The following is a 24923-nucleotide window of genomic DNA, read 5'->3' as shown; positions in this document are numbered from 1 at the left end:
GGCGACGGAACGTGCCAGACTCGCACAAGAATTCGCACCGAACAGCAAGGGAGCCCGCAACGTGGCGGATACACGCATACTCACCCAAACCGAAGCCGGTCAGCGCGCCCAGCTGCTGGACGTCGACGGCTATGACGTCGCTTTGGACCTGACTGGCGACGACAAGACCTTCGTGTCCACGTCGACGGTCGCGTTCCGCTGTTCGCAGCCGGGCGCCGACACGTTCATCGAGGTCGCGGCCGACTCGATCACGCGCGCGACCTTGAACGGCGAGAACGTCGACACGTCGACGTTCTCTCGCGACAAGGGTCTGACGCTCGTCGGTCTGGCCGCCGACAACGAGTTGGTGGTCGAAGCGGTGTTCCCGTACTCCTCCAGCGGTCAGGGTCTGCACCGCATGCGGGACCGCGTCGATGGTGAGTCCTATTTGTACAGCCAGTTCGAGGTGTCGGACGCGCAGCAGATGTACGCGTGCTTCGATCAGCCCGATCTGAAGGCCGCCTTCACCTTGCACGTGACGATGCCCGGCCACTGGCGCGCGATCTCGAACATGCCCGTCGAGAACGAGGACACCGCCGGCGACGTCACGACCGTCCACTTCGCCAAGTCGCCGCAGATGAGCACGTACATCACGGCGCTGTGCGCGGGGCCGTACCACGAGGTCACCGACACGCACGACGGAATCACGCTGGGCCTGTACTGCCGTCAGTCGATGAAGCAGTACCTCGACCCGGACGGTGTCTTCGAGATCACCAAGCAGGGCTTCGACCACTTCCACTCCGCCTTCGGCGTCCGGTACCCGCTGCCGAAGTACGACCAGATCTTCGCGCCCGAGTACAACATGGGCGCGATGGAGAACTTCGGCTGTGTCACGATCGCCGAGTCGTCGTACCTGTTCCGGTCGCAGGTGACCGAGTTCGAGCGCGAGCAGCGCGCGAACGTGATCCTGCACGAGATGGCGCACATGTGGTTCGGCGACCTCGTGACGATGCGCTGGTGGGACGACCTGTGGTTGAACGAGTCGTTCGCCGAGTGGGCGTCGCACTGGGCCAACGTCGAGGCCACCCGGTACACCGGAGCGTGGACGACGTTCCTGTCCCTGCGCAAGAACTGGGGCTACCGCCAGGACCAGCTGCCGACGACCCACCCGGTCTACACGGACATGCCGGACGTCGAGGCCGTCGCCACGAATTTCGACGGGATCACCTACGCCAAGGGCGCCAGCATCCTCAAGCAGCTGGTGGCCTATGTGGGCATCGAGCCGTTCAAGGCCGGCATCAAGGAGTACTTCGAGAAGCACCAGTGGGGCAACGCGACGTTCACCGACCTGCTGTCCAGCCTGGAGGCGGCGTCGGGTCGCGAACTGCGCGACTTCGCCGACACGTGGCTGCGCAGCGCGGGCGTGTCGACACTGCGTCCGACGGTCGCCGTCGACGCCGACGGCCGGTACACGTCCGTCTCCGTCCTTCAGGAGGTGTCGCCGGACTACCCGACCCTGCGCACGCACCGCATCGGCATCGGCCTGTACGACTTGGAGAACGGCGTCCTCAAGCGCCGCGACCGCATCGAGATCGACGTGACGGGCGAGCGCACCGAGGTGCCCGAACTCGTCGGCGTCAAGCGTCCCGATGTGCTGCTGCTCAACGATGACGACCTGACGTACTGCAAGCTGCGGTTCGACGACGAGTCCCTGTCCACCGTGATCGACCACATCGCGGCGTTCGACGACTCCCTGGCGCGCGCCCTGTCGTGGGCGGCCGCGTGGGACATGCTGCGCGACGGCGAACTGCGTGCCCGGGACTTCATCCGGCTCGTCATCGCCGGACTGCCCGCCGAGGACGACATCAACCTCGTCGCGGCGGTGCACCGCCAGATCGGCACCGCGCTGACCTACGCGGACCCGTCGACGACGGACCAGCTGCGCGCGGACCTCGCCGCGTGCGCGAAGACCGCGATGGAGGCGGCCGAGCCGGGCGGCGACATGCAGCGCGCGTGGGCGAAGGCCTTCGCGAGCTTCACCGCCTCCGACACCGACCTCGCGACACTGCGCGGTTGGCTCGACGGCACGGGAATCCCCGACGGTCTCGCCGTCGACACGGACCTGCGCTGGGGACTGCTCGTGGCTCTCGTCGGGCGCGGAGCGGCGACCGACGCCGACATCGACGCCGAGCTGGAGCGCGACAACACCGCCGACGGCGAGCGCCTGTCGCTCATCGCCCGCGCGGTCGTGCCGACAGCGGAGGCTAAGGCCGACGCGTGGCGGCGCATCACCGAGGAGGACGGCCTGCCGAACTTCGCGCGCCGGTCCCTCATGACGGGCTTCGCGCACCCCGACCAGGTCGACCTGCTGCGCCCATACGTCGCCCGGTACCTGGAACTGGTGCCGCAGATGTGGAAGCGCCTGGCGACCGAGCAGGCGCTCGAGTTCATCGGCTCCGGGTTCCCGCGTCTCGTCATCGAACAGGACACACTGGACGCGGCCGACGCGTGGCTGGCCGACCCGGCCTACCCGTCGGCGATGCGCCGGGGCGTGCTCGAAGGCCGCGACGACATCGCCCGGGCGCTGCGCGCTCGCGCGCGTGACGCCGCGTAACAATCCATAGGAGACGGGGCGGNGGCGACGGCCACCGCCCCGTCGTCATGTCACGGCGACTCATCACGATTGCCGGAGCGTCGACACCGCGATAGGCTCTCGCTCGAGAAGACGTTCCACAGTATCCGCTCTTGGACGGGAGTTCCACCACCTCATGGCCGTGACGCACAATCTCACCCACGATGAAGCCCGCGCCCGGTCCGCCCTCCTGGACGTCGACTCATACTCCGTCGATCTCGACCTGACGCGCGGCGACACGCTGTTCGGCTCCACCACGTCCGTCCGCTTCGTCTGCGCGACACCGGGTGCCGCCACGTTCATCGAGGTGTCCGCGGAACGGATCGTCTCGGCGTCCCTCAACGGCGAGCCCGTCGACGTCTCCGGCTTCGACCCCGCCGAGGGGCTGCGCCTCACCGGACTCGCCGCCGACAACACGCTCGTCATCGTCGCCGAGTTCGCGTACAGCGACGACGGCGAAGGCCTGTACCGGTTGACCGACCCCGCCGACGGGTCGACCTACCTGTACACGCACTTCGAGGCGAACAACGCGCAACGCGTCTACGCCTGCTTCGACCAGCCGGATCTGAAGGCGCGCTTCACGTTCACCGTCACACTGCCGTCGGAGTGGACCGCAGTGTCCAACATGCCGGTCGAACGACGCGCCGTCGACGCGGACTCGCAGACCGTCCGCTTCGCCGAGCTGCCCCGAACCAGCACCTACCTCACGGCCCTGTGCGCGGGGCCGCTGCACCACGTCCGCGACACCCACGACGGCATCGAGCTCGGCCTGTATTGCCGTGCGTCGATGGCCGAGCATCTCGACGCCGCCGAGCTCTTCGCCCTCACCAAGGGCGGCCTCGACCACTACCACCGGCACTTCGGCGTCCGCTTCCCACTCCCGAAGTACGACCAGGTCGCCATGCCCGAGTACAACTCGGGAGCGACCGAGAACTTCGGCTGCGTCGTGTACGCCGAGCAGTTGTTCGTCTTCTCCTCCGCCCCCGACGACTCCGCGCTGGAGCGCCGCGCGTACATCATGTTCCACGAGATGGCGCACATGTGGTTCGGTGACCTCGTCACACCTCGCTGGTGGGACGAGACCTGGCTGAAGGAGGCGTTCGCGACCTGGGCAGGACTGTGGACGACCGCCGAGACGACCCGGTTCACCCACGCGTGGACGACGTTCACCGTCGGCGAGAAGAACGCCGCCTACACCGCGGACGACCGCCCCACCACCCACCCCGTCTACGCCGCCGTCCCCGACGTCAAGATCGGCCGCGCCAACTTCGACGCCATCACCTACTGCAAGGGCGGGTCGATCCTCAGACAGCTCGCCGCGCTCCTCGGCATCGACGACTTCACCGCCGGCCTGCGCGACTACTTCGCCGAGCACGCGTTCGACGTCGCCGAGTTCGCCGACCTGCGGGCCGCCCTCGAAAAGGCGTCCGGGCAACAGCTCGACGACCTGGCCCGGCAATGGCTGTCCACCACCGGTTTCAACCGGATCAGCCCACGGATCACCGTCGACGAGACCGGCGCGATCACCGCGCTGACCATCGAACAGGACGGCGAACCGGCGAGGCGTCATCGGATCACCATCGGCCTGTACGACGTCGAGGGCGCGGTACTGCGACTGCGTCGCCGCGAGCCCGTCACCGTCGACGGCGCCACCACCGCCGTCACCGCCCTCATAGGAGAGACGCGACCCGACGTCGTCCTCCTCGACGACACGTCACAGAGCTACGTCGGCGTCGACCTCGACGACACGTCACTGCGAACGATCCTCACGGGAGCCCTCCCGGACGATCCACTCGCGCGCGCCGTCGTCTGGTCCGCCCTGTGGCGCCGCACCCGCGAACTCGACCTGGCGCCCGAGACCTTCCTCGACCTCATCGCCGACCGACTCCCCGCCGACGGCCACACCGCGATCGTGTCCACCATGCAGTACCTCACCGCGGGAACGATCCGCGCCGTCGACGACTCGCGCAAGACCGTCGTCGCCGAACGGCTCGCCGAGTCGTACGCGCGCGCCACTGACGCCGCCGATCCCGGCAGCCGTCTCCAACTGACGTGGGCGACCGCGTTCACCCGATACGCCCGCGCCGCCACGACGAGCCGGATCCTCCGAGACTGGCTCACCGGCACGAACGTCCCCGACGGACTGCGCGTCGACCAGTCCCTGCGGTGGGACATCGTTCACGCGCTCGCCGCCGCCGGTGAACTCACCGACAACGAACTCGACTCCGAAGCCGAGCGCGACACGACCACCCTCGGACGGCTCGCCGCGCTGACCGCCCGAGCGGCCCGACGCGATGCCGAGGCCAAAGAAGAATCGTGGCGGCTCCTCGAAGACCCGAGCCTCTCCGCGGCCGACCAGCGCGCGATCCTGTCCGGCTTCTGGCAGTTCGACCAATCCGAACTGCTGCGACCGTACGTGACCCGATTCCTCGACCTCATCGACACGCTGTGGGACGGCGGACACCACGAACGCGCCGGGCACGCCGTCCACTTCACGACCGCGTTCCCCACCGGAACCGACACGATCGAGGCGCTCGACCGCTGGTTGTCCATCGAGGACCGCCCCGCGACGCTGCGCCGCTTCGTCACCGAGGCGCGCTCCGAGGCGATCCTGCGGCAGCGCTCCATGATCCGCGACTGACCGGCCATTCGCGACCGACCGGCGTCGTCGGTCCTCGGCGTTACGATCGACCACGGCGCGACGGAGAGCCGGGCCACCACGGGAGGAACACATGAAGTCGTTCGTTGCGCTGCTGCGCGGCGTCAATGTCGGCGGACACAACAAGGTCGCCATGGCCGACCTGCGAAACCTGTTCACGGCGCTCGGCTTCACGAACGTCCGCACGTACATCCAGAGCGGCAACATCGTGTTCGGCGCGGACACGTCCGACGCCGCCGCGTTGGCGGAGACGATCCGGCTCGGCATCTCCCGCGAACTAAAAGTCGACTGTGGAGTCATTGTGCGTGACGCCGCCGAGCTCTCGGCCGTCATCGACGGCAATCCGTACGAGGACGAGGACGTCGACGAGTCGAAGCTCGGCGTGATCTTCCTGGCGGACGAGCCCAGCCCCGCACAGGCGGAGCGCCTCGTCGTCCCCGAGGGGATGCCCGAACGGATCGTCGTGTCCGGTCGGCACCTGTACGTCCTCTACCCCAACGGCATGGGACGGTCCAAGTTGGATCAATCGTTCTTCCGGAAGCGTCTCCCGAACACGACCACGACGACCCGGAATCTCCGCACAGTCCGCAGGCTCCACGACATGCTGATGGCCGACACGTAGGGCCGGCCGTCGCGTCGCGCCGTCAGATGGCGAGCATCGGCCCCAACGGCGTACCGCCGAGCAGGTGCAGGTGCACGTGGAAGACCTCCTGGCCACCGTGGCGCCCGGTGTTGAACATGAGCCGGTAGCCGTCTTCCGCGACGCCCTCGCTCGTGGCGATCGTGCCGGCGACGTCGATCAGGCGCCCAGCGAGCGCCGGGTCGGCGGCGGCGAGTTCGGCGGCGTTCGCGTAGTGCGCCTTCGGGATGACGAGCACGTGTGTGGGCGCCTTCGGCGTGATGTCGCGAAACGCCAGCACGTCGTCGGTGTCGGCGACGACGGTCGCGGGGATCTCGCCCTCGACGATGCGGCAGAACAGGCAGTCGGTCATGTCCTCATCGTAGGAGGTCGGCCCGTCCACCCGCCGCGTCGACCGCGCCGTCGGACTCGATCGGCTCAATCGGGGACGTCTCGGGTCGACCGGTCGCGTCGCACGCGAGTCCGCGATGGCGGTGCGTCCTGCTCGGCCGAGCACCGCCGTCACCAGGCACTTCAGCTCACGTTCAGCGGGCTTTAGCGTGGCTTCAGCGTTTCCGGTCTACGTTCAAGCCAGGGGAGGAGGATGGCGGCCCCCACGAGGAAGCCACTGTCGACGGTCACCGGTCGACCGTCGACGGGGAAGACGTCGCGGGCGGTGGCCATGACGACCACCGCCCGGGTCGATCAGGCGTGGCCGTTGAAGGCGTCGCGCACCCGAGAAAAGAAACCGTTGCCGCGCACCGGCTCCACGATCTCCTCATCACGCAAGACGGCGAGCTCCTGAAGGAGGCGCTCCTGCTCCGGGTCGAGCTTCGTCGGGGTACGGACGTCCAGGTGGACGAACAGGTCACCCCGGGCGTCGCCGCCGCGCAGCTTCGGCACGCCGGCCCCGCGAATGCGCAGGGTCGAACCCGGCTGTGTCCCGGCGTGGACGTCCACCTGCTCCTCACCGTCCAATGTGCTGACGGTGAGGCGGGTACCGAGCGCGGCCGCCGTCATCGGGAGCCGCAGTTTGCAGTGCAGGTCGTCGCCGTCCCGAGTGAAGACGTCGTGCGGCTTCTCGCGGATCTCGACGTACAGGTCACCGGCGGGGCCGCCGCCGGGGCCGACCTCACCCTGCCCGGCGAGGCGGATGCGCATGCCGTCCTCGACGCCCGGCGGGATCTTGACGGTCAGCTTGCGCCGAGTGCGGACGCGTCCGTCGCCGCCGCATTTGCCGCAGGGGTGCGGGATGATCGTGCCGTACCCGGAGCAGGCCGGGCAGGGACGGGCCGTGACGACCTGCCCCAGGATCGTCCGTTGGACGCTCTGCACCTCGCCCGCGCCCCCACAGGTGTCGCAGGTTTCGGGCTGGGTGTCATCGGCGGCTCCGGAGCCCTCGCACGTCCCGCACACGACGGCCGTGTCAACGGTGATGGGCGATTCCATGCCGAAGGCGGCCTCGGAGAGTTCGAGGTCGAGCCGCAGCACCGCGTCGGAGCCGGGACGGCGTCGCGGTCGCGGGCCGCGTCCGCCACCGGCGCCCATGCCTCCGCCGCCGAAGAAGGCGTCCATGATGTCCTGGAAACCCATGAACGGCCCGGCTCCACCGGCCGGTCCCGCGCCGCCACCGCCCGGCGCGAGGGGGTCTCCGCCCAGGTCGACCATCTGCCGCTTCTGCGGGTCGGACAGGACCTCGAACGCCGCGTTGATGTCCTTGAACTTCTCGTGGGCTTCGGAGGACGGATTGACGTCGGGGTGGAACTCGCGCGCGAGTTTGCGATACGCCTTCTTCAACTCGTCCGGGGTGGCGTCGCGGGAAACGCCCAATATGCCGTAATAATCCTTGGCCACGTGTGCTCTCGTTGTCTTCTTGGTAGCGGGTCAGATACGGGTGTCAGCTTTGCGCGAGGATCTTGCTGACGTAACGGGCGACCGTACGGACCGCCGCGATCGTGCCGGGATAGTCCATCCGGGTCGGGCCGACGACGCCGAGCCCACCGACGATGGACCCGAGCGGGCCGTAACCGGTGGAGACGACGGACGTGCCCGCCAGCCCGGCGATGTCGTTCTCCTCGCCGATGCCGATGTGCAGGGTCGTGCCGGAGTCGATCTCGCCGAGCAGCTTCAACAGCACGACCTCCTCCTCCAGCGCTTCGAGGATCGGCCGCAGCGAACCGGCGAAGTCGACCGAGTGCCGGGTCAGGTTGGCCGTACCCGCCAGCGCGATGCGTTCCTCGCCTCGCTCGACGAGGGTCTCCAGCATGACGCCCGCTAGCACCGTCATCACGGACGTCAGTTCCGGCGGGCATTCCGACGGCAATGCCGTGATCAGCGGTGAGGTCTCGGTGAGCCGGACACCGACGAGTTTGTCGTTGATCAGGGTCCGGATCCGCAGGACGTCGTCGGCGGACAGTTCGGTGGGCATGTCGAGCACGCGCTGCTCGACCCGGCCCGTGTCGGTGATCATGACGAGCATCACGCGGGAGTCGCTGATCTGCACGAGCTCGATGTGCCGGACGCTGCTGCGCGACAGGCTCGGGAACTGGACGACGGCGACCTGCCGCGTCAGCTGGGCGAGCAGGCGCACCGTCCGGTACACGACGTCGTTGAGGTCGACGGCCTCGTCGAGGAACCGATGGACGGCCCGACGTTCGGCGGCCGTCAGCGGTTTGATGGTGCTCAAACGGTCGACGAACAGCCGGTAGCCCTTCGTCGTCGGGACTCGCCCGGCGGAGGTGTGCGGCTGGTGGATGTAGCCGTCGTCCTCGAGGGCGGCCATGTCGTTGCGGATCGTGGCCGCCGACACGCCGAGTCGATGCCGGTCGACGAGGGCCTTGCTGCCGACCGGTTCCTGCGTCGACACGTAGTCCTCGACGATGGCGCGCAGCACTTCGAGCTTGCGGTCATTGATCGACATCGCTCGCTGCACCTCCCTCAACCGGTGTTCGTCGCGCCTGGCACTCGACCCAGACGAGTGCCAAGCCTACCTGGTACCGCCCACCGATCGCCCGCCCGAGAGCAACCCCGGTCACGTGATGGCGATCCCTGGTCACGCCGGTGGCGAAATCGTTCCGTCCGGCGACAGCCGAACACCGGCGTCGCCGAAGTCCGCGGACAGCTCCGTGACGTCGGCGATGCCGCCGCCGGCCGCGTCGAAGGCGGGGTATCCGCCGTCGACCATGAGGGTCGCGACGACCTTGCCGGACAGGAATTCGCCGTCCGGCGTCAGCTGAACCGAGAGGATCGCGCCTCGCCCTAGGGGTCCGTTGGCGCTCAGGACGCCGTACCCGGCGAAGTTGCCGAGGCTGTGCGCCACGAGGCGGCCCTTGTAGAACTCCATGCCGCGCAAGACGTGCGGGCCGTGGCCGAGGACGAGGTCGGCACCGGCGTCGATCGCGGCACGGGCCACCGCCGTCGAGTCGCCCCGGTCCTCCCCCGCGAAGGTCTCCGGACCACCGGTCACGTGGCGGTGGTCGACGCCCTCGGCGCCGACGTGCATGCTCAACACGACGATGTCGGCGCGCTGCGCGGCGGCGTCGACGAGGGCCGTGACGGCGCTGACGTCGAGCAGGTTGGTGTAGAAGTCGTAAGTCGCGACACCGACCACGGCGACGGTGGCGTGCGGGGTCTCCAGTTCGACGATCTCGCCCTTGACGCCGGCGAGCGGGATGCCCTCGGCGTCGAGCGCGGCACGGGTGTCGCCGACGCCGTCGGGTCCGGCGTCGAAGCCGTGGTTGTTGGCGATGTTGAGAACGGTGAATCCGGCGTCGGCGAGCACCGGCGCGTACGCGGGAGGCATGCGGATGTAGACGCACTCGTCGTCCTCGCCGCATTTCTTGAAGTCGGTGCGTTCCGACAGGGGGCCTTCGAGGTTGCCGAAGACGACGTCGCCGCTGAGGTGTTCGGACACCCGGTCGAAGAAGCCGGCCGCGGCGTTCGGCGGGAGCGCGTCGGGGATCGCGCCCATGACGGTGTCTCCGACACCGGTGATCGTGACCGATCGGACGGCGGGCGCGTCGGGGGACGGCGACGTCGAGGTGTCGGCCGCCGGAAGGAACGATCCCGTCGGTTCGGGCCGCAGCCACATGGCGAGCAGCGCCACCGCGACGACGGCGACGGTCGCCAGGGCGACGGGCAGCGGCCAACGTGGGCGGGGCGCGGCATGGACGGGTGAATAACGCGCGGACATGGTGGGAATTCCCAGGGGTGGGGCGGCCGGGTGGCCGACGGGTCAGTCGATCAGGTCCCGCACCACGGCGTCGGCGAGGAGCCGTCCCCGCAGGGTCAGGATGGCGCGACCGGTCGTGAACGCCGCCTCGTCGAGGAGTCCTCGCTCGACGGCGTCGCGCGCGGCGTCACGGCCGGGGCCGTTCAGCGACGATATCGCCAAACCCTCACGGAGCCGCGTACGCAACATCACGGTTTCGACATAACGCTGATCACTCGTCAAGGTCTCGCGACCTGCGGCCGGCGACTCGCCCGCCTCGAGTTGGCGGGCGTATCGACTGGGGTGCTTCACATTCCACCATCGAAGACCGCCGATATGACTGTGCGCTCCGGGCCCGAAGCCCCACCAGTTGTCGCTGCGCCAGTACAGCAGGTTGTGCCGACATTGCGCCACCGGCGTGGTGGCCCAGTTCGACACCTCGTACCAGGTCAGCCCCGCGTCGGTGAGCAGGCGCTCGGCCGCGAGGTACCGGTCGGCGGCGACGTCGTCGCTCGGGTACGGCAGGTCGCCGCGCCGGATTCGGCGCGCGAGCGCGGTGCCGTCCTCGACGATGAGGGCGTACGCGGACACGTGGTCGGCGCCGACGTCGATCGCGGCACGGACGCTCGCGGCGAAGTCGTCGGGGGTCTCCCCGGGGGTGCCGTAGATCAGGTCGAGGTTGACGTGGTCGAAGCCGACGTCGCGGGCGGTGCGGGCGACGTCGAGCGCGCGACCCGGCGTGTGATCTCTGTCCAATATCGACAGTACGTGTCGGGAGGTCGACTGCATCCCCAGCGACAGTCGTGTGAAACCGCCGCGCCGAAGTGTCGACAGGTAGGCGGCGTCGACGGATTCGGGGTTGGCCTCGGTGGTGACCTCCGCATCGTCGGTGAGGCCGAAGGTGTCGGCGACCATGGACACGATCGCGGTCAGTTCGTCGGCGCGCAGCAGCGTCGGGGTGCCGCCACCGACGAAGATCGTCGACGCGGGCGGCGCCGATCCACCGGCGACTCGCTTGGCGAGCGCGAACTCCTGGGCGAGCGTCTCCAGGTAGTTGTCGCGGCTCGCGCCGCCGCCGAGTTCGGCGGCGGTGTAGGTGTTGAAGTCGCAGTAGCCGCAACGGGAGGCGCAGAACGGAACGTGCACGTAGACGCCGAAGTCGCGCCGCTCCATCCCGTCTAGGGCGGCGGCGGGCAGGGCCCCGTCGCGCGGGGCCGGTTCACCTTCGGGCAGCGCGCTCGGCACGCGTACTACCGTACGTGCCATGACGAATGGCAACACGGACGAGTTGGTCACATACGTCGTGGAGCGCGGTATCGCGACGCTGACCTTGAACAGTCATCACAATCGGAACGCCTTGTCAGCGGCGTTGATGCGGCGTCTGCTGGAGCTCTTGGGGGCGGCGGTCGCCGACGACGCGGTGCGGGTCGTCGTGTTGTCGCATGAGGGGACGGTGTTCTGCTCCGGCGCGGACCTGAAGGAGACGGCGGCGGCCCGACGTGCCGGGGAGGTGCCCGCGGCGTTGTTGACGGAGGTGCTGGCGGCCCTGTGGGAGTGCCCGAAGCCGACGATCGCGGCGGTGAAGGGTTCGGCCAGGGCGGGTGGGCTCGGCCTGATCGCGGCGTGTGACATCGCCGTGTGCTCGGGCGAGGCCTCGTTCGCGTTCACGGAGGTCCGCCTCGGCGTCATCCCGGCGGTCATCTCCGCGCCCGTCCTTCGTCGACTGTCGAGCCGCGACGCGACGGAGCTGTACCTGACGGGGCGGGTGTTCACCGGCGACCACGCTCGGCAGATCGGGCTGGTCACGCACGCCACCTCGTGGTCTGATGTGGATCAGACGGTGGCGGACTATGCCGCCGACATCGTCCGGGGCGCGCCGAAGGCCTTGGCGGGCACCAAGACGCTGCTGCGACGCGGCGAGGAGGACCTGCGGGGCGAGCTCGCCGCGCTGGCGACCACGTCGGCGGGTTTCTTCCTGTCGGATGAGGGCAGGGAGGGTGTGGCGGCGTTCGCGGAGAAGCGCGACCCGTCCTGGATTCCCGACGCCTGACCAACACTCAGCCATCGATAGACGACAATACCGAGTCGATTTGACCGAACTGTTCGGATTGCCCCGATTACGGGTGCGTACCATGTGATGTCCTCGCTTCGCTCTCGCTCGCAGGAGGACTCATGCGTCACCGTCGGGTCGCGGCAATCGCGACCGTCGTTCTCGCCGGTACCGTGATGGCGGGTTGTTCCGGAATGGACCGTCTTGGGACGGCACCGACCCCGGACTGCACGGTCGCCAGCGACGGACACGTCGTGGAGTTGGAGTTCGCGCAGGCCGCCAACGCGGCGACGATCACGGCCGTCGGGGTGGGGCGGGGTCTGCCGCCGCGCGCGATGATCGTGGCGTTGGCGACCGCCTGGCAGGAGTCGAAGCTGCACAACATCGACTACGGGGATCGCGACTCGCTGGGGCTGTTCCAGCAGCGACCGTCTCAGGGTTGGGGCAGCGAGGAGGAGATCCTCGATCCCCGGTACGCGGCCACCGCGTTCTACGAGCACCTCGAGCGGGTGCCGGAATGGGAGTCCATGCGGGTCACCGACGCCGCGCAGACGGTGCAGCGCAGCGCGTTCCCCGAGGAGTACGAGCAATGGGCCGACGACTCGGCGGCCATGGTCGACGCGTTCACCGGCGTCACCCCGAAGGCGCTGCGCTGCGTCCAGGTCGAGCGGCCCGGCGAGGGCGTGTCGACTTCGGACCTCGGCCGGGCCCTGTCGTTGGACTGGGGCGAGTCGGCCGAGTACGTCGAGATCGACGGCGGCATCGCCGTGTCGGTGTCGTCGGTGGAGGACGGGTGGCGGTACGCGTCGTGGCTCGTCGCGCATTCGACGGAGCGGGGCATCGCCACGGTGGAGTTCGACGGGCGTCGGTGGCACGCCGAGTCGGGTGAGTGGGAGACGCCGGAGGCCGCGGGCGACGACGCGACCGTCATCGCCACCGTCCATTGAGGCATCAGTAGCGGCTGAAGAGGTTCCGCACTCCCGCGCCGAACATGATCAGGCCGGAGATCAGCCCGGCGGCGGTGAGGATGACCGCCCAGGTGTTGCGGTCGACGTCCGCACGAGACCAGTTGTTCGACGTCATCCCCGCGCTGGCCAGGGGGAACTGGTTGCCGATGTCGGTGGGAGTGAACTCGGATCCGCCGAAGGTCTGCTCGTAGGTCTCCCCGTCGTCGGCCTCCACGTCGACGCGGCAGCTCCACCAGTAGCCGACGCCGCTCAGACTGACCGGGCCCTCCTCGGCGCATTCGACGACGGTGCCGACGGCGCTCGAGCGCGAGTCCAGGTCGTCGACATTGGCGACGCCTCCACGAAAGTTGATCGCCGTCCACCCCGTCGTGAACAAAGCGACACCGAGAAAGATCAACAGCACCGGCGATCGGGTAGCACCGCGTACGTCGGTTGTGGACACGCTCCACGCTCCTCACCCATGACTGTCCGATATGGCGTTAATGGATCGCCACGGTCTACCGTATCGGTTCGTCACGGGACCGCCGGACCTGATCGGTCGGCGACGGCGGTCGGCGGCCGAAGACGACGCGGTGGCCCGCGCCGCCTTCGGCCATTCGATCACAGCACGTACGGCATCCGGGTGTATTCGGTGGCGAAGTCTCCGGTTCCGTCGAAGTAGTTCGAGACGAGGTAGGCGGGGTCGAGTCCGATGAGGCCGCGTTGCAGGTGGTCCCCGTCGTCGCTGTCGTCCCAACGCCACGGCGTCATCGCGGCGTTGTCCTTGCCGTCGTCACCGGCGAGCGCTCCTTCGGAGGCGAAGGTCCGCGAGTCACCACGGTGGTCCCACAGTTGGCCGGGGCCGAAGAGGTCGATCAGCTCGTACGAGACACTGCGATCGTTGCCGCCGTCGGGTAGTTCGCCGTGGCCGCCGGGGTGGTAGACGATGCCGTCTCCGCCGGGGAACTCCTCGCCGCTCCAGGCGTAGATGCCGTGGCCTTTAGCTTCCTGCTCGATCGTGGGCCGGTCGAAACCGTCCACATTCTGCATGATGATCTCGCCGTCGACGCTCTGACCGCCGTCGACGAACGGGCTGCCGGGCGGCGTGTACGACCAGAAGTGCGTGTGCGCCACCGTGATCATGCCCTCGAGCGCGCCGTAAGTCGTGCCGTCCTTGCGAACGGTCAACAGGACGCCCTCGAGGTCGTTCTCGTGGTGGTCGATGTTGAACGGGTCCCACCAGTCGACCCAGTCGCGCGGGTGGAAGTACGCGTAGACGATGAACCAGTGGGTCGCCGTCTCCGAGACCGAGTAGTAGGCGGCGCCGGTCAACCGGTCGGTCAGCACCTCCTGGTTCTCCCAGTTGTCGCGCATGTCCCAGTCGCCGTCGAAGTCCATTCGCGACAGATAGTCGGCGTCGGCGTCGCTGTCATCGACGTCCTGGTACAACACGGGGGCCCAGCGCTGGACGAGGTCGGCGTCGCCGACCGAGGCGTGCCCGGCGGGGGCGGCGACGCCGAGTGCGGTGACGGTCGTGACGACGGCCAGGCTCGCGGCGGCGAGCGATCTTCTCATGTGGTCCTCCCAGATGAATGGGGCCGGTAAGGAACTTACACATTGAGATATGTAAGAGTTTCACATTCTATGGGTGGGATCGTCAGCGTGTCATCACCCGGGTAAGGCCGCGCCGAGGTCGACGCGACCATGGCGGCGTCCGACACCCGCCGCGCCTCTTCCAGTGCCGCGCCGCGATCGCCGTCGTTCGGTGGTCCGCCAGCACGCCGCCCGCGTTCGCCGAACCGCCGTCAACCAGATCGCCCCGCACCACGTCCGCAGTGACGTCACCTTCGCGGCCGCCGGACCGCGACATTCCCCCACCCACGACAGGCATCGGCGCCATACGACGATTCGACGAACGCGGCACCACCACGAGGGTCGGCGTCGACGACCGCGACAGCCCCATCGACCTGTGATGATCCGAGGAGAACGTTCAACGAGTACGACGAAGTGGGCTCACCAACGCCGACGACGTCCTCGCCCATTCATATGAGTCCTCTTCGGACTCATTGGTCGTGCTGGGGACGAGCCGTCCCCCGCCGCCGCGCACGGGCCACCTCACACCCGCGACACCCGAAACGGCGATCCTGCCGACGAGCGCCCGCCGAGATCGGCGGCGCGTGGCCGGGCGGATCGTCGTCTCGGACGCCTCCAGAGGCGGCGTCGGTCCGTGGTCGCTGCGCCCGCGGCCGCCCCCCGACAGGCGCCGCTCGGCGTACGCGTCACGACGGTCGGCGACCACGCGCGGCGACCGCTCAGCCAGCTCGTGGCCTTCGCGGCCGCCCTCACACGGCGACGCCGTCTTCACGATCACGACCCTCGACGGGTCCCGGTCGTCGAACGGCACGACCACGCCGCCCAGGCGCTACTTCTTGCGCTCGCCCGTCGAACCGTCCGAGGTCAGGGCGGCGATGAAGGCCTCCTGCGGGACCTCGACCCGGCCGACCATCTTCATGCGCTTCTTGCCTTCCTTCTGCTTCTCCAGCAGCTTCCGCTTACGACTGATGTCACCGCCATAGCACTTGGCGAGGACGTCCTTGCGGATCGCGCGAATGTTCTCGCGGGCGATGATGCGCGAACCGATCGCCGCCTGGATCGGGACCTCGAACTGCTGCCTCGGGATCAGCTTGCGCAGCGTCTCCGTCAACCGGACCCCGTATGAGTAAGCCTGATCCTTGTGGACGATCGCGGAGAACGCGTCGACCTTCTCCCCCTGCAACAGGATGTCGACCTTGACGAGGTCCGCCACGGCGTTGCCGGTGGTCTCGTAGTCGAGCGACGCGTAGCCCTTCGTCTTCGACTTCAACTGGTCGAAGAAGTCGAAGATGATCTCCGCCAACGGAAGCGTGTACCGCAACTCGACGCGCTCCGGGGACAGGTAGTCCATCCCCTGCAGGGAACCGCGCCGCGACTGGCACAGCTCCATGACGGCGCCCACGTAGTCGTTGGGGGTCAGCACGGTCGCCTTGACCATCGGCTCGAACACCTCGGCGACCTTCCCGTCGGGGAACTCGCTCGGGTTCGTCACGACGACCTCGGAGCCGTCGTCGAGGGTGACGTCGTAGACGACGTTCGGCGCCGTCGAGATCAAGTCCAGACCGAACTCGCGCTCAAGCCGCTCGCGAATGATCTCCAGGTGCAGCAGGCCGAGGAACCCGCACCGGAACCCGAACCCGAGCGCGGCGGATGTCTCGGGTTCGTACGTCAGGGAGGCGTCGTTCAACTTGAGCTTGTCGAGCGCCTCACGCAGGTCGGGATAGTCCGAGCCGTCGATCGGGTACAGCCCCGAGTAGACCATCGGCTTGGCCTCGGCGTAACCGGCGAGCGCCGTCGTCGCCGACCGGTGCAGGCCCGTCACCGTGTCACCGACCTTCGACTGGCGGACGTCCTTCACACCCGTGATGAGGTACCCGACCTCGCCGACGCCGAGACCGACCGACTTGACCGGCTCCGGCGAGATCACGCCGATCTCGAGCAGTTCATGAGCGGCCTGTGTGGACATCATCTTGATGCGTTCGCGCGGCGACAACTGGCCGTCGATGACACGAACGTAGGTGACGACGCCACGGTAGGAGTCGTAGACCGAGTCGAAGATCATCGCGCGAGCGGGCGCGTCCGGATCCCCCACCGGCGCGGGGAACTGCGCGACGATCGCGTCCAACAGCTCCGCGACACCCGCGCCGGTCTTACCCGAGACGCGGAAACAGTCCTCCGGTTCACACCCGATCAGGTGCGCCAGTTCCTCCGCGTACCGCTCCGGCTGTGCGGCGGGCAGGTCGATCTTGTTCAGGACGGGAATGACCGTGAGGTTGTTCTCCAGGGCCAGGTACAGGTTCGCCAAGGTCTGCGCCTCGATGCCCTGCGCCGCGTCGACGAGGAGAACCGCGCCCTCGCACGCCGCGAGAGACCGCGACACCTCGTACGTGAAGTCGACGTGGCCGGGGGTGTCGATCATGTTGAGGACGTACTCACCGCCGACGTCCGAACCGGCGCTGACCTTCCACGGCAGCCGCACGGCCTGGCTCTTGATGGTGATGCCGCGTTCCCGCTCGATGTCCATCCGGTCGAGGTATTGGGCGCGCATCTGCCGTTGCTCGACGACGCCCGTCAACTGCAGCATCCGGTCGGCCAACGTCGACTTTCCGTGGTCGATGTGCGCGATGATGCAGAAATTGCGGATCCGGGAAGGGTCCGTGGCGCCGGGCGCGAGTTTCACTGGCACGTCCGTTCGTTTCGTGTGCGGTGGGAAGACCCCCCATGATCCCATGACCGCGCCGCGCGCCTACCGCCGACGACGCCACAGCGTGCCGCGCCGCACGTCCACACCGACGCCGCCACAACTTGAAATCGTGTTGCCGTCGACGCCGCCACTCGGCAGGATCAACGACCATGACAACCCGCTTCGGTGTACCCGTGCCCTACGAGGCGACCGCGGTACGGATCGGCGTGGACGAGCTTCCCGCCGACGTCCGCGCCGAGATCGCCGCACAGATCGGCGGACCCATCGCGTCCGTGCGCATGGCCGGCGGCGGATTCAGCGGCGGCTTCGCCGCGATCGTCACAGCGGAGACCGGGCGACGGATGTTCGTCAAGGCGTCGGGCCCCGACCTGCCCTTCGTCCTCAACGCCTACACGGCCGAAGCGCACATCTCCGCGCTCCTCCCCGACGAGATCCCGGCACCCCGACTCCAATTCTCGTCCCAAGTGGATGAATGGGTCGTCCTCGGTTTCGAGGCCATCGACGGGAAGGCCCCGCGCATACCGATCTCCCCCGACGAGTGGACCCTCATGTTGCGGGCGTGGGAGACGGCCGCCGACGCCCTGACGCCGATCCCCGCGTCCCTGCGCGACTACCCCCTCCCCAACTGGGCGACCGAGGACCTCTCGGGCTTCCAACGATTCACCGCGACGGCGTCCGGAGACATCTCGCCCACCATCCCCGAACGATTCGCGACCCACGTCGACGAACTCGCCGCGCTCGACAGCCACATCAACGCCGCCGTGACCGCCGACGCCGTCATGCACGGCGACCTGCGCCCCGACAACATGGTGCTGCGCGAGAACGACGCCGTCATCTGCGACTGGAACTGGCCGTGCGTCGGCGCGCCGTGGTTCGACACCGTCGCGCTCCTCGTCCCCGCGCACGCCGAAGGGCACGACGCCGACGGGATGTTCTGGAAGCACTCGACCTCGGCCGGCGTCGACGGGGAGCAGCTCGACACGGTGCTCGCCGCGATCGCCGGTTACTATCTGGCGGGCAGTCAAGAGCCCCCGCCGTACCGGGTGTCGCCGCATATCAGGGCACATCAGCGGTGGAGCGCGTTGGCGACCCTCGACTGGTTGGCGAACCGACGCGGCTGGTAAAGTTGCTCGTCGCGCGCCGTGGCGCCCATTGCGTTGCGCGCCGACTGCTTGTTAGGAAGTACCCGCTCGACAATCGAGCACCATCAGAGAGACCGAGGCTTCAAGCGTGGCGAACATCAAGTCCCAGATCAAGCGCAACCGGCAGAACGAGAAGGCCCGGCTGCGTAACAAGGCCGTGAAGTCGTCGCTGAAGACCGCGATCCGGAAGTTCCACACCGCGGCCGCAGCCGGCGACTCGACTGCCGCCGCCGTTGAGCTGCGCGCCGCCGGGCGTCTGCTCGACAAGGCCGTCAGCAAAGGCGTGATCCACCGCAAGCAGGCTGCGAACCGCAAGTCGGCCATCGCGCTGAAGCTCAACTCGCTCGCGGGCTGACCCCGGCGCCGTCTCAGGACGGCGGCCCTCACCGGGGCCCGGCGCGACGGCTCGCCCGGTTGGGCGGCGGGCGCAGTGCCAGGCGCGCCTAAACTTCCGTGGTCGACACGGCGCATCCGCGCCGCAGGCTTCGACGACGACCATTCTTGACGCGGTCACGACGTTCTCGACGTCGTGACCGCGTTCATGCGTGCCTGACGCCGGCGACCCCCAGCGGCTTCTCGACTCCCACCGCGCCGTCCACCCCGGCAGTTCACGCCCCGCACCGACAGTGGCGGGTTCGTCTCGCCCTTGGCCGCCGGTGACGTCCTACACGACACCCACCCCCACAGTCCTCTGTGGGTTCTCCACAATCACGGCGTTGTCCACACCCTCGACGAACCGGATTTGACGCCTAAGCGTGCCCACCAGCTAGGCTCGAAGCCAATGGGGAGGAGGTTTGGAGGCCCCCGAGCCTCTCCCGTTGCTCACGACGATCCCCCGCGAACACAGCTCACGAGGCAATCCACCCGCCCGTGAACCGCTCGCCTCGCTACTGGGAGCGCGCGGCGGCGATCGCCAGAATCGCCCGCTCCAGCGCGTACGCCCGATCCTCTGAACCGCCCTTGACCTCGGCGTTCAAACCGGCCGTCACCGCCATCGCGTCGACGAGCCCGTCCGGGGTCCATCCCCGCGACTGCTGCTGCGCCTTCTCCACCTGCCACGGCGCCATCCCCAACTGAGACGCCAGCGAGAACGCGCTCCCCCGAACTCCGGCGACCTTCGCGATGTTGCGGACACCCGTCGCCAACGCGTCCGCCAACGGCACGGGATCCACACCCACCGACAGCGCCCACCGCAACGAACCGAGCGCGCCGGCGGTGTCCCCCGCGACGGCCGCGTCCGCCACGGCGAACCCGGTCACCTCCGCACGGCCCCGGTAATACTGCGCCACGACATCGACGGTGATCTTCCCGTTCGTATCGGCGACCAGTTGGGAGCAGGCCGCCGCGATCTCCCGCAGGTCATGGCCGATGGCGGTGATCAGCGCCTCCGCCGCCCCCGTCTGGCACGAACCGCCCAGCCGCCGCAGTTCCTCCTTGACGAACGACACCCGCTCCGTCGCCCGCTTGACCTTGGCGACGGTCACGACGTCAACCCCGGCCTTGCTCAAACCGTCGGCGAGCGCCTTGCCCTTCTTCCCCCCGGCGTGAACGATGACGAGGTGTACGTCGGGTGATGGCTGCTTCGCGTGGTCGAGGAGCGCGGCGGCGAGATCCTTCTTCGCGTCCTGGGCGTTCTCGATGACGACGATCGCGCCACCCCCGAACAGGGTCGGGCTCGTGTGAACGGCGAGCTCCCCGGGCGTCAGGTCTCCCGCGGACAGCTTGTGCACCTGGGTGCCCGGGTCGGTCTTCTTCGCGGAGGCGACGACCTCCCCGACGGCGCGCTCCGCCAAGAGGTCCTCGTCTCCCAACACGAGCCGTACCAGCGGTGTCGTCGTCATGGCGTCATCCTCGCAGGCGTTGCACGATCAGCCGGTGGCCGGGTACGTCACCACGGCAGCAGGTCTTCCTTCCACAGGTATTGCACGAGCATGGCGACGCACATGACCACGACGATCGGTCGGATCAGTCTGGCGCCGCCGCGATGCACGATGATCGCTCCGACGTACGCTCCGGCGATCTGCCCGATCGCCATGATTCCGCCGAGCACCCACATCAGTTTTCCTCCAATGAGGAACACGACGAGGGCGGCGATGTTCGTCGCGAAGTTCAGGGTCTTCGCCTGGGCCGTCGCGGCGACCAGGTGCTGCCCGCGAAGTGAGACGCCGGCGGCTGTGAAGAACGATCCGGTTCCGGGACCGAAGGCGCCGTCGTAGAAACCGATCCCGGGAACGACCATCGAATGGTATGTCCGCGTGGACATGCGCGGATCCCGCGACTCGGTGCCGTTGCCGGGCATGAACACGAAGTACAGGCCGATGGCGACGAGAACCACGGGAACGGCGACCTGCAGCGTGTCGGTCCGCACGAATTGAATGCTGACGGCACCGAGTGCCGCGCCCGCCAGCGCGCACAGGAACGGCACCGTCAGTTGCACCCCGTCGGTGAGGCCACGGCGGCGCATGGACACCGCCGACGTCAACGTGCCGAAGCTGCTTTGCAGTTTGTTCGTCGCGAGGGCGTGAACCGGGGGCACCTGAGCCAGGAGCAGCGCGGGCAGAGTCAGGAGGCCGCCTCCACCCGCGACCGCGTCAACGCACCCGGCGAGCAGCGCGACCACGAACAGCATCAGCAGCAAGGTCGGGGCGACGGTCTCCACGGCGCGATTGTGCGGTCGTCTCAGCATGGCATCGGTATCGACCCAGACGAATGTGACCTACCATCCACCATATGGCCGTCCATCTCACGATGTGGTCGCCACGCTCATTCCCTCCTTCCCGACGACGAGCGCGATATCCCCGGACCGGTCGGTGCGTTCGACCCTCGCACCACCGCGTTTCAAGCGATCAACTATCGATCGGTGTGGATGCCCGTAGCCGTTGTCCTCGCCCACCGAGATCACCGCCAGCGACGCCCCCACCGCCTCGATGAATCCGGGCGCACCATTCGCCGAACCATGATGCGGAACCTTCAACACATCGGCGGCGATTCCCGACCCATCCGCAAGCAGGCGCTGCTGGGTCTCCTCCTCGATGTCACCGGTGAGCAGCACGGACACCCCGTGAGTCTCGGCCCTCAGCACGATCGACGCGTTGTTGGGACCGTCCAGACCCGCGGAAGATCCCGATAGGACGCTCAAGGTCACCTCCCCGACGGTGAACCCGTCCCCGACGCTCGGCCCCCACCTCCGCGACGCGCTCGCGGCCTCGGCGAACCGGTCCTCGGCTTCACCGGCGGGCAGGTCTCCGGGCACCAGGATGCCGCCGACCTCCCGCCCCGAGTAGACCCCGGACAGGCCGCCGACGTGATCCATGTGCGCGTGGGTGATGACGAGCAACGGAACCCGACGAACCCCCAACCTGTCCAGGCAACCGTCCATCAGTTCGGGGTCGGGCCCCGTGTCGACGACGATCGCCTCTCCCTGCCCCACCGACAGCACGACCGCGTCTCCCTGCCCGACATCGCAAACGACCATCACCCATCCCGGCGGTGGCCATGCCGACCACCATGATCGGGTGGGAATGACCAACAGACAAAGCGCCACCACCACGAGGACCAAGAGGCGACGCCCGCGCCGCTTTCGCAGCACCAGCAGCAGCGCGAGGACGACGACCACCAAGAACAGTGACCAACCCGGCCCCGCGGGCCAGGACACGACGCCTCCCGGTATCGCTGCACCCGTCTCCGCGACGACGATGAGCCACCGCACCGGCCACGACGCGAGCCACGCGATGACAGTCGCGACCTCCATCGACACGGCGGACGCCACGGTCGCCACCACACCGAGAATCGCCGCCGGTGGAACCGCGACGGCCGCCAATGCGTTCGCCGGCACGGCGATGATGTTGATCCCGCCGTCAGCGGCGGCCAACAACGGGGACACCGCGAGCTGCGCGGCCGCCGGAACCGCGATCGCGGCCGCGACCAGCCGTGGCACGCCCCGTCGCCGCCCCGCTTCGGTCCAACGTGAGGCGAACACGACCAAGCCAAGCGTCGCCGAGACGGAAAGCCCGAACCCGAGATCGAACGCCAGGCCCGGTTCCCACCACAGCAGCACCACGACGGTCGCGGACAACGCCGGAATCGCCGCCGTGGGACGACCCGTCCCGAGCGCGAGAAGGCCGATCACGCCCATCGCGGCCGCTCTCAACACGCTCGGCGACGGCCTCACCAGGATGACGAACCCGAGGATCGCGACCATCCCGACGACGACCGTCAACCAGACGGGCGCCCGTGCCGCTCGCGTCAACAACAGAACGGCCCCGACGACGATCGCGAGATTAGACCCGGAGACCGCCAGCAGGTGCGTCATCCCCGTGTCTCGAAAGTCGTCATCGACTTCGAAGGTCAGCTCGCTCGTGTCCCCAATGGCCAGGCCCGGCAATAGTCCCGCGACGGCGGGAGGCAATCCCGAACTGGCCTCTCGCAGTCCCGAACGCAACTCCCCCGCAGCCGTCTGCCACCAGGAAGGCCCACTCACGACCACGACACGATCGTGAGTGGACAGTACTGCGGCCTCCAGCCCCAATCGGTTCGACGCCGCCAACCGGCCCTTTACGACGATGTCCTGCCCGGGAAGCAGACGAATCGATTCGACATTGCCGGATGCGAAGACCACAAGGTCGACGCTCACCGACACATCCCGTCCATCCCATCGCAGGGCGCTCGTCGTTCCGCGCATCAACCAGGTCGGGGATACGGTTCCCCTCAGTCGTTTCGGATCATCTGCCAAGCTCAACGTGACACTGACATCCGCGCGCTCGTCGATGAGTGACCGGACGGGTTCGGCCTCGCCAACCGACTTCTGGACGGTTGTCGTCCAGATTCCGCCGACGAGGCCGAGACACAAGGCGACCAGCACCAGAGACGACGGCCTATTCGATCGGTGACTCCAGACAGCCGCGACGCCCACTCCGCAGACAATGGCGACGTTCGCCACCAGTGGAAGCAGCAACCCCAGGAAGCAACCACACCACGTCGCGATCGCCACGAGAGCGAGCCGAAGGTCGGGAATCGACGCGTGACGGGCTGCAGGGGTTGGCTTCTCGGCGGCCGAAACACTGGCGGGCGGAACCGTGAGCGTCACTCCCGTTGCCTTCGAACGGATTCGCGCTCATCAGACCGTCACCCGGTCTCGCAGCTTCGCCATCGTCGCCGCCCCGATGCCTTCGACGTCCTCGAGCTGATCGACGGAGTCGAACCCGCCGTTGCTGTCCCGATAGGCGATGATCCGATCAGCCATGACGGGGCCGATGCCCGGCAGCGAGTCGAGGTCCGCCGCGGTGGCCTGGTTCAGGTTGACCGTCTGCGGTTCATCCGGTTCCTGGGGTGTCGGTTCGACGTCGGTCGCGTCCGCCGGCGCATCGTCGCCTTCGACGATGATCAACTCGCCGTCGCTGACCTTACGCGCGAGATTGAGGTAGCCGACGCCCTTGCCGGTCAAACCACCCGCGGCTTCGATCGCGTCCGCGACGCGTGCCCCGTTCTCAAGCGACACGAGACCCGGACGTTTGACTTCCCCGACGACCGACACCATGACCGCGATGTCCGTCCGATCGGCGTCCTCGGTATCCGTCTGGCCATGCTTCTCGGTGTGCGCCACCGGAACCGGTTCGAGACCCGACCCACCACCGGTCGGCCACGCGTACCAAGCCGAGATGGTCGATACGGCCGCTACCGCCATTAGCGCGAACGCGAGCATGGTTCGTGACGTCCTCTCCCAGCGAACGCGCGCTCGGATCGTATCGGTCGCGGCCGCGATAACGTCACCGACGCGGCCCCGGACGATGTTTGATCGTGCCTTCACCCCGACGTCGCCAGTGTCGACGATTTCGGTGCAGGCGCCGTCCGCCACTCCAGCGAATGTCGGGTGCAGCGCCGCGAAACGCGCGCGAACCTCCGTGGCGTCGGTGTCGGTTTCATGGGCTGAGATATCGCCCTTCTTGCGAAGGAGCGAGGAAAAGAATGCACTCATGCCTGGTAAACGCCAGAAACGACAATGAAGACGTATCCTCCACACTCGACCTGTGGATAACGACACGAATGTGGAAAACCTACAGTGGATTACTCACATGCGGCTCGTTGTCCACAGGTTCCGCGACGGCGATTTGACGTCCATTCTGGGCAGCAAGGTAGGCTGACAGTATGGGGCGGAGGTTGGAGGCCCCCGAGAATCTCCCCGTAAACGGTTGTAGCGCCGAACCCTGGATCAGGGCCGGCGCTACATGTGTGCGGGCATGAAAGTAGTGGAGTGGGTTCAGGTGTTGGCCTGTTCCCACTCCACTGGTGTTTAGTGTGCGGCGGTGTCCTACTCTCCCACTCCCTGTCGGGGGCAGTACCATCGGCGCTGGAGGGCTTAACTTCCGGGTTCGGGATGGGACCGGGTGTT

The 24923-nt window shown here is 68.0% G+C and carries 20 protein-coding genes and 1 rRNA gene; 7 read left to right on the top strand and 14 right to left on the bottom strand.

What is annotated here, in order from left to right; genetic code table 11:
* Positions 1-61 precede the first annotated feature (61 nt).
* From pepN (ACM9NP_RS19120) to ACM9NP_RS19110, 3 genes are all read left to right on the top strand, one after another.
* Positions 62-2593, top strand: a complete 2532-nt coding sequence (pepN, locus tag ACM9NP_RS19120; RefSeq protein ID WP_415648111.1) for an aminopeptidase N — start codon at positions 62-64, stop codon at positions 2591-2593.
* Positions 2594-2747: 154 nt separating this feature from the next.
* Complete coding sequence (gene pepN / locus ACM9NP_RS19115; protein WP_415648110.1) at positions 2748-5252, top strand: aminopeptidase N; 2505 nt, start codon at positions 2748-2750, stop codon at positions 5250-5252.
* A gap of 91 nt (positions 5253-5343) precedes the next feature.
* Complete coding sequence (locus ACM9NP_RS19110) at positions 5344-5892, top strand: DUF1697 domain-containing protein (RefSeq protein ID WP_415648109.1); 549 nt, start codon at positions 5344-5346, stop codon at positions 5890-5892.
* A gap of 22 nt (positions 5893-5914) precedes the next feature.
* Here ACM9NP_RS19110 and ACM9NP_RS19105 read toward each other — a convergent pair whose 3' ends face one another.
* The 5 genes from ACM9NP_RS19105 to hemW all read right to left on the bottom strand — a co-directional run bounded on the left by ACM9NP_RS19105 (position 5915) and on the right by hemW (position 11365).
* A complete protein-coding gene (locus ACM9NP_RS19105; RefSeq protein ID WP_415648108.1) occupies positions 5915-6262 on the bottom strand; it encodes a histidine triad nucleotide-binding protein in 348 nt (115 codons plus the stop codon).
* A 332-nt stretch (positions 6263-6594) separates the two neighbouring features.
* On the bottom strand, positions 6595-7743 hold the full coding sequence (gene dnaJ, locus ACM9NP_RS19100) for a molecular chaperone DnaJ (RefSeq protein WP_415648107.1): 1149 nt from the start codon (positions 7741-7743) through the stop codon (positions 6595-6597).
* Between the two features lie 43 nt (positions 7744-7786).
* A complete protein-coding gene (gene hrcA / locus ACM9NP_RS19095; protein WP_415648106.1) occupies positions 7787-8809 on the bottom strand; it encodes a heat-inducible transcriptional repressor HrcA in 1023 nt (340 codons plus the stop codon).
* Positions 8810-8941: 132 nt separating this feature from the next.
* Complete coding sequence (locus ACM9NP_RS19090; protein ID WP_415648105.1) at positions 8942-10081, bottom strand: CapA family protein; 1140 nt, start codon at positions 10079-10081, stop codon at positions 8942-8944.
* A 42-nt stretch (positions 10082-10123) separates the two neighbouring features.
* On the bottom strand, positions 10124-11365 hold the full coding sequence (gene hemW, locus ACM9NP_RS19085; RefSeq protein WP_415648104.1) for a radical SAM family heme chaperone HemW: 1242 nt from the start codon (positions 11363-11365) through the stop codon (positions 10124-10126).
* Between hemW and ACM9NP_RS19080 the strand changes: the two genes are divergently transcribed.
* Both ACM9NP_RS19080 and ACM9NP_RS19075 read left to right on the top strand, forming a co-directional pair.
* Positions 11364-12149, top strand: coding sequence for an enoyl-CoA hydratase-related protein (locus ACM9NP_RS19080; RefSeq protein WP_415648103.1), 786 nt, complete (start codon positions 11364-11366; stop codon positions 12147-12149). The two genes, hemW and ACM9NP_RS19080, sit on opposite strands and share 2 nt — an antisense overlap.
* A gap of 122 nt (positions 12150-12271) precedes the next feature.
* Positions 12272-13096, top strand: coding sequence for a hypothetical protein (locus ACM9NP_RS19075; protein WP_415648102.1), 825 nt, complete (start codon positions 12272-12274; stop codon positions 13094-13096).
* Positions 13097-13100: 4 nt separating this feature from the next.
* Here the strand turns inward: ACM9NP_RS19075 and ACM9NP_RS19070 are convergent, their stop codons facing one another.
* The 4 genes from ACM9NP_RS19070 to lepA all read right to left on the bottom strand — a co-directional run bounded on the left by ACM9NP_RS19070 (position 13101) and on the right by lepA (position 17369).
* Complete coding sequence (locus tag ACM9NP_RS19070) at positions 13101-13559, bottom strand: DUF6346 domain-containing protein (RefSeq protein ID WP_415648101.1); 459 nt, start codon at positions 13557-13559, stop codon at positions 13101-13103.
* A gap of 158 nt (positions 13560-13717) precedes the next feature.
* Positions 13718-14671, bottom strand: coding sequence for a hypothetical protein (locus ACM9NP_RS19065; protein ID WP_415648100.1), 954 nt, complete (start codon positions 14669-14671; stop codon positions 13718-13720).
* Between the two features lie 266 nt (positions 14672-14937).
* A complete protein-coding gene (locus ACM9NP_RS19060) occupies positions 14938-15138 on the bottom strand; it encodes a hypothetical protein (RefSeq protein ID WP_415648099.1) in 201 nt (66 codons plus the stop codon).
* A 380-nt stretch (positions 15139-15518) separates the two neighbouring features.
* On the bottom strand, positions 15519-17369 hold the full coding sequence (lepA, locus tag ACM9NP_RS19055; protein WP_415648122.1) for a translation elongation factor 4: 1851 nt from the start codon (positions 17367-17369) through the stop codon (positions 15519-15521).
* A 173-nt stretch (positions 17370-17542) separates the two neighbouring features.
* On the opposite strand from lepA, the gene ACM9NP_RS19050 reads away from it, so the two are divergent.
* Both ACM9NP_RS19050 and rpsT read left to right on the top strand, forming a co-directional pair.
* Positions 17543-18517: a phosphotransferase gene (locus tag ACM9NP_RS19050; protein WP_415648098.1), complete on the top strand. Its 975-nt coding sequence runs from the start codon at positions 17543-17545 to the stop codon at positions 18515-18517.
* A 106-nt stretch (positions 18518-18623) separates the two neighbouring features.
* Positions 18624-18890 (top strand): 30S ribosomal protein S20, encoded by a 267-nt coding sequence (rpsT, locus tag ACM9NP_RS19045; protein ID WP_415648097.1) that lies wholly within the window; start codon positions 18624-18626, stop codon positions 18888-18890.
* Between the two features lie 532 nt (positions 18891-19422).
* On the opposite strand, the gene holA is transcribed toward rpsT, so the two are convergent.
* From holA to rrf, 5 genes are all read right to left on the bottom strand, one after another.
* Positions 19423-20376 (bottom strand): DNA polymerase III subunit delta, encoded by a 954-nt coding sequence (gene holA / locus ACM9NP_RS19040; protein ID WP_415648096.1) that lies wholly within the window; start codon positions 20374-20376, stop codon positions 19423-19425.
* 47 nt (positions 20377-20423) lie between these two features.
* Positions 20424-21194, bottom strand: a complete 771-nt coding sequence (locus ACM9NP_RS19035) for a TSUP family transporter (protein WP_415648095.1) — start codon at positions 21192-21194, stop codon at positions 20424-20426.
* 84 nt (positions 21195-21278) lie between these two features.
* Positions 21279-23168 (bottom strand): DNA internalization-related competence protein ComEC/Rec2, encoded by a 1890-nt coding sequence (locus ACM9NP_RS19030; protein WP_415648094.1) that lies wholly within the window; start codon positions 23166-23168, stop codon positions 21279-21281.
* A 483-nt stretch (positions 23169-23651) separates the two neighbouring features.
* On the bottom strand, positions 23652-24236 hold the full coding sequence (locus tag ACM9NP_RS19025; RefSeq protein WP_415648093.1) for a helix-hairpin-helix domain-containing protein: 585 nt from the start codon (positions 24234-24236) through the stop codon (positions 23652-23654).
* Positions 24237-24829: 593 nt separating this feature from the next.
* Positions 24830-24923 (bottom strand): 5S ribosomal RNA (gene rrf, locus ACM9NP_RS19020); the annotation flags it as partial.

The sequence above is a fragment of the Stackebrandtia soli genome (assembly GCF_965137155.1).
GTDB classification, from domain to species: Bacteria; Actinomycetota; Actinomycetes; order Mycobacteriales; family Micromonosporaceae; genus Stackebrandtia; species Stackebrandtia soli.
The sequence above is the reverse complement of the archived record's forward strand: the minus strand, read 5'-3'. Positions and strand labels throughout refer to the sequence as shown.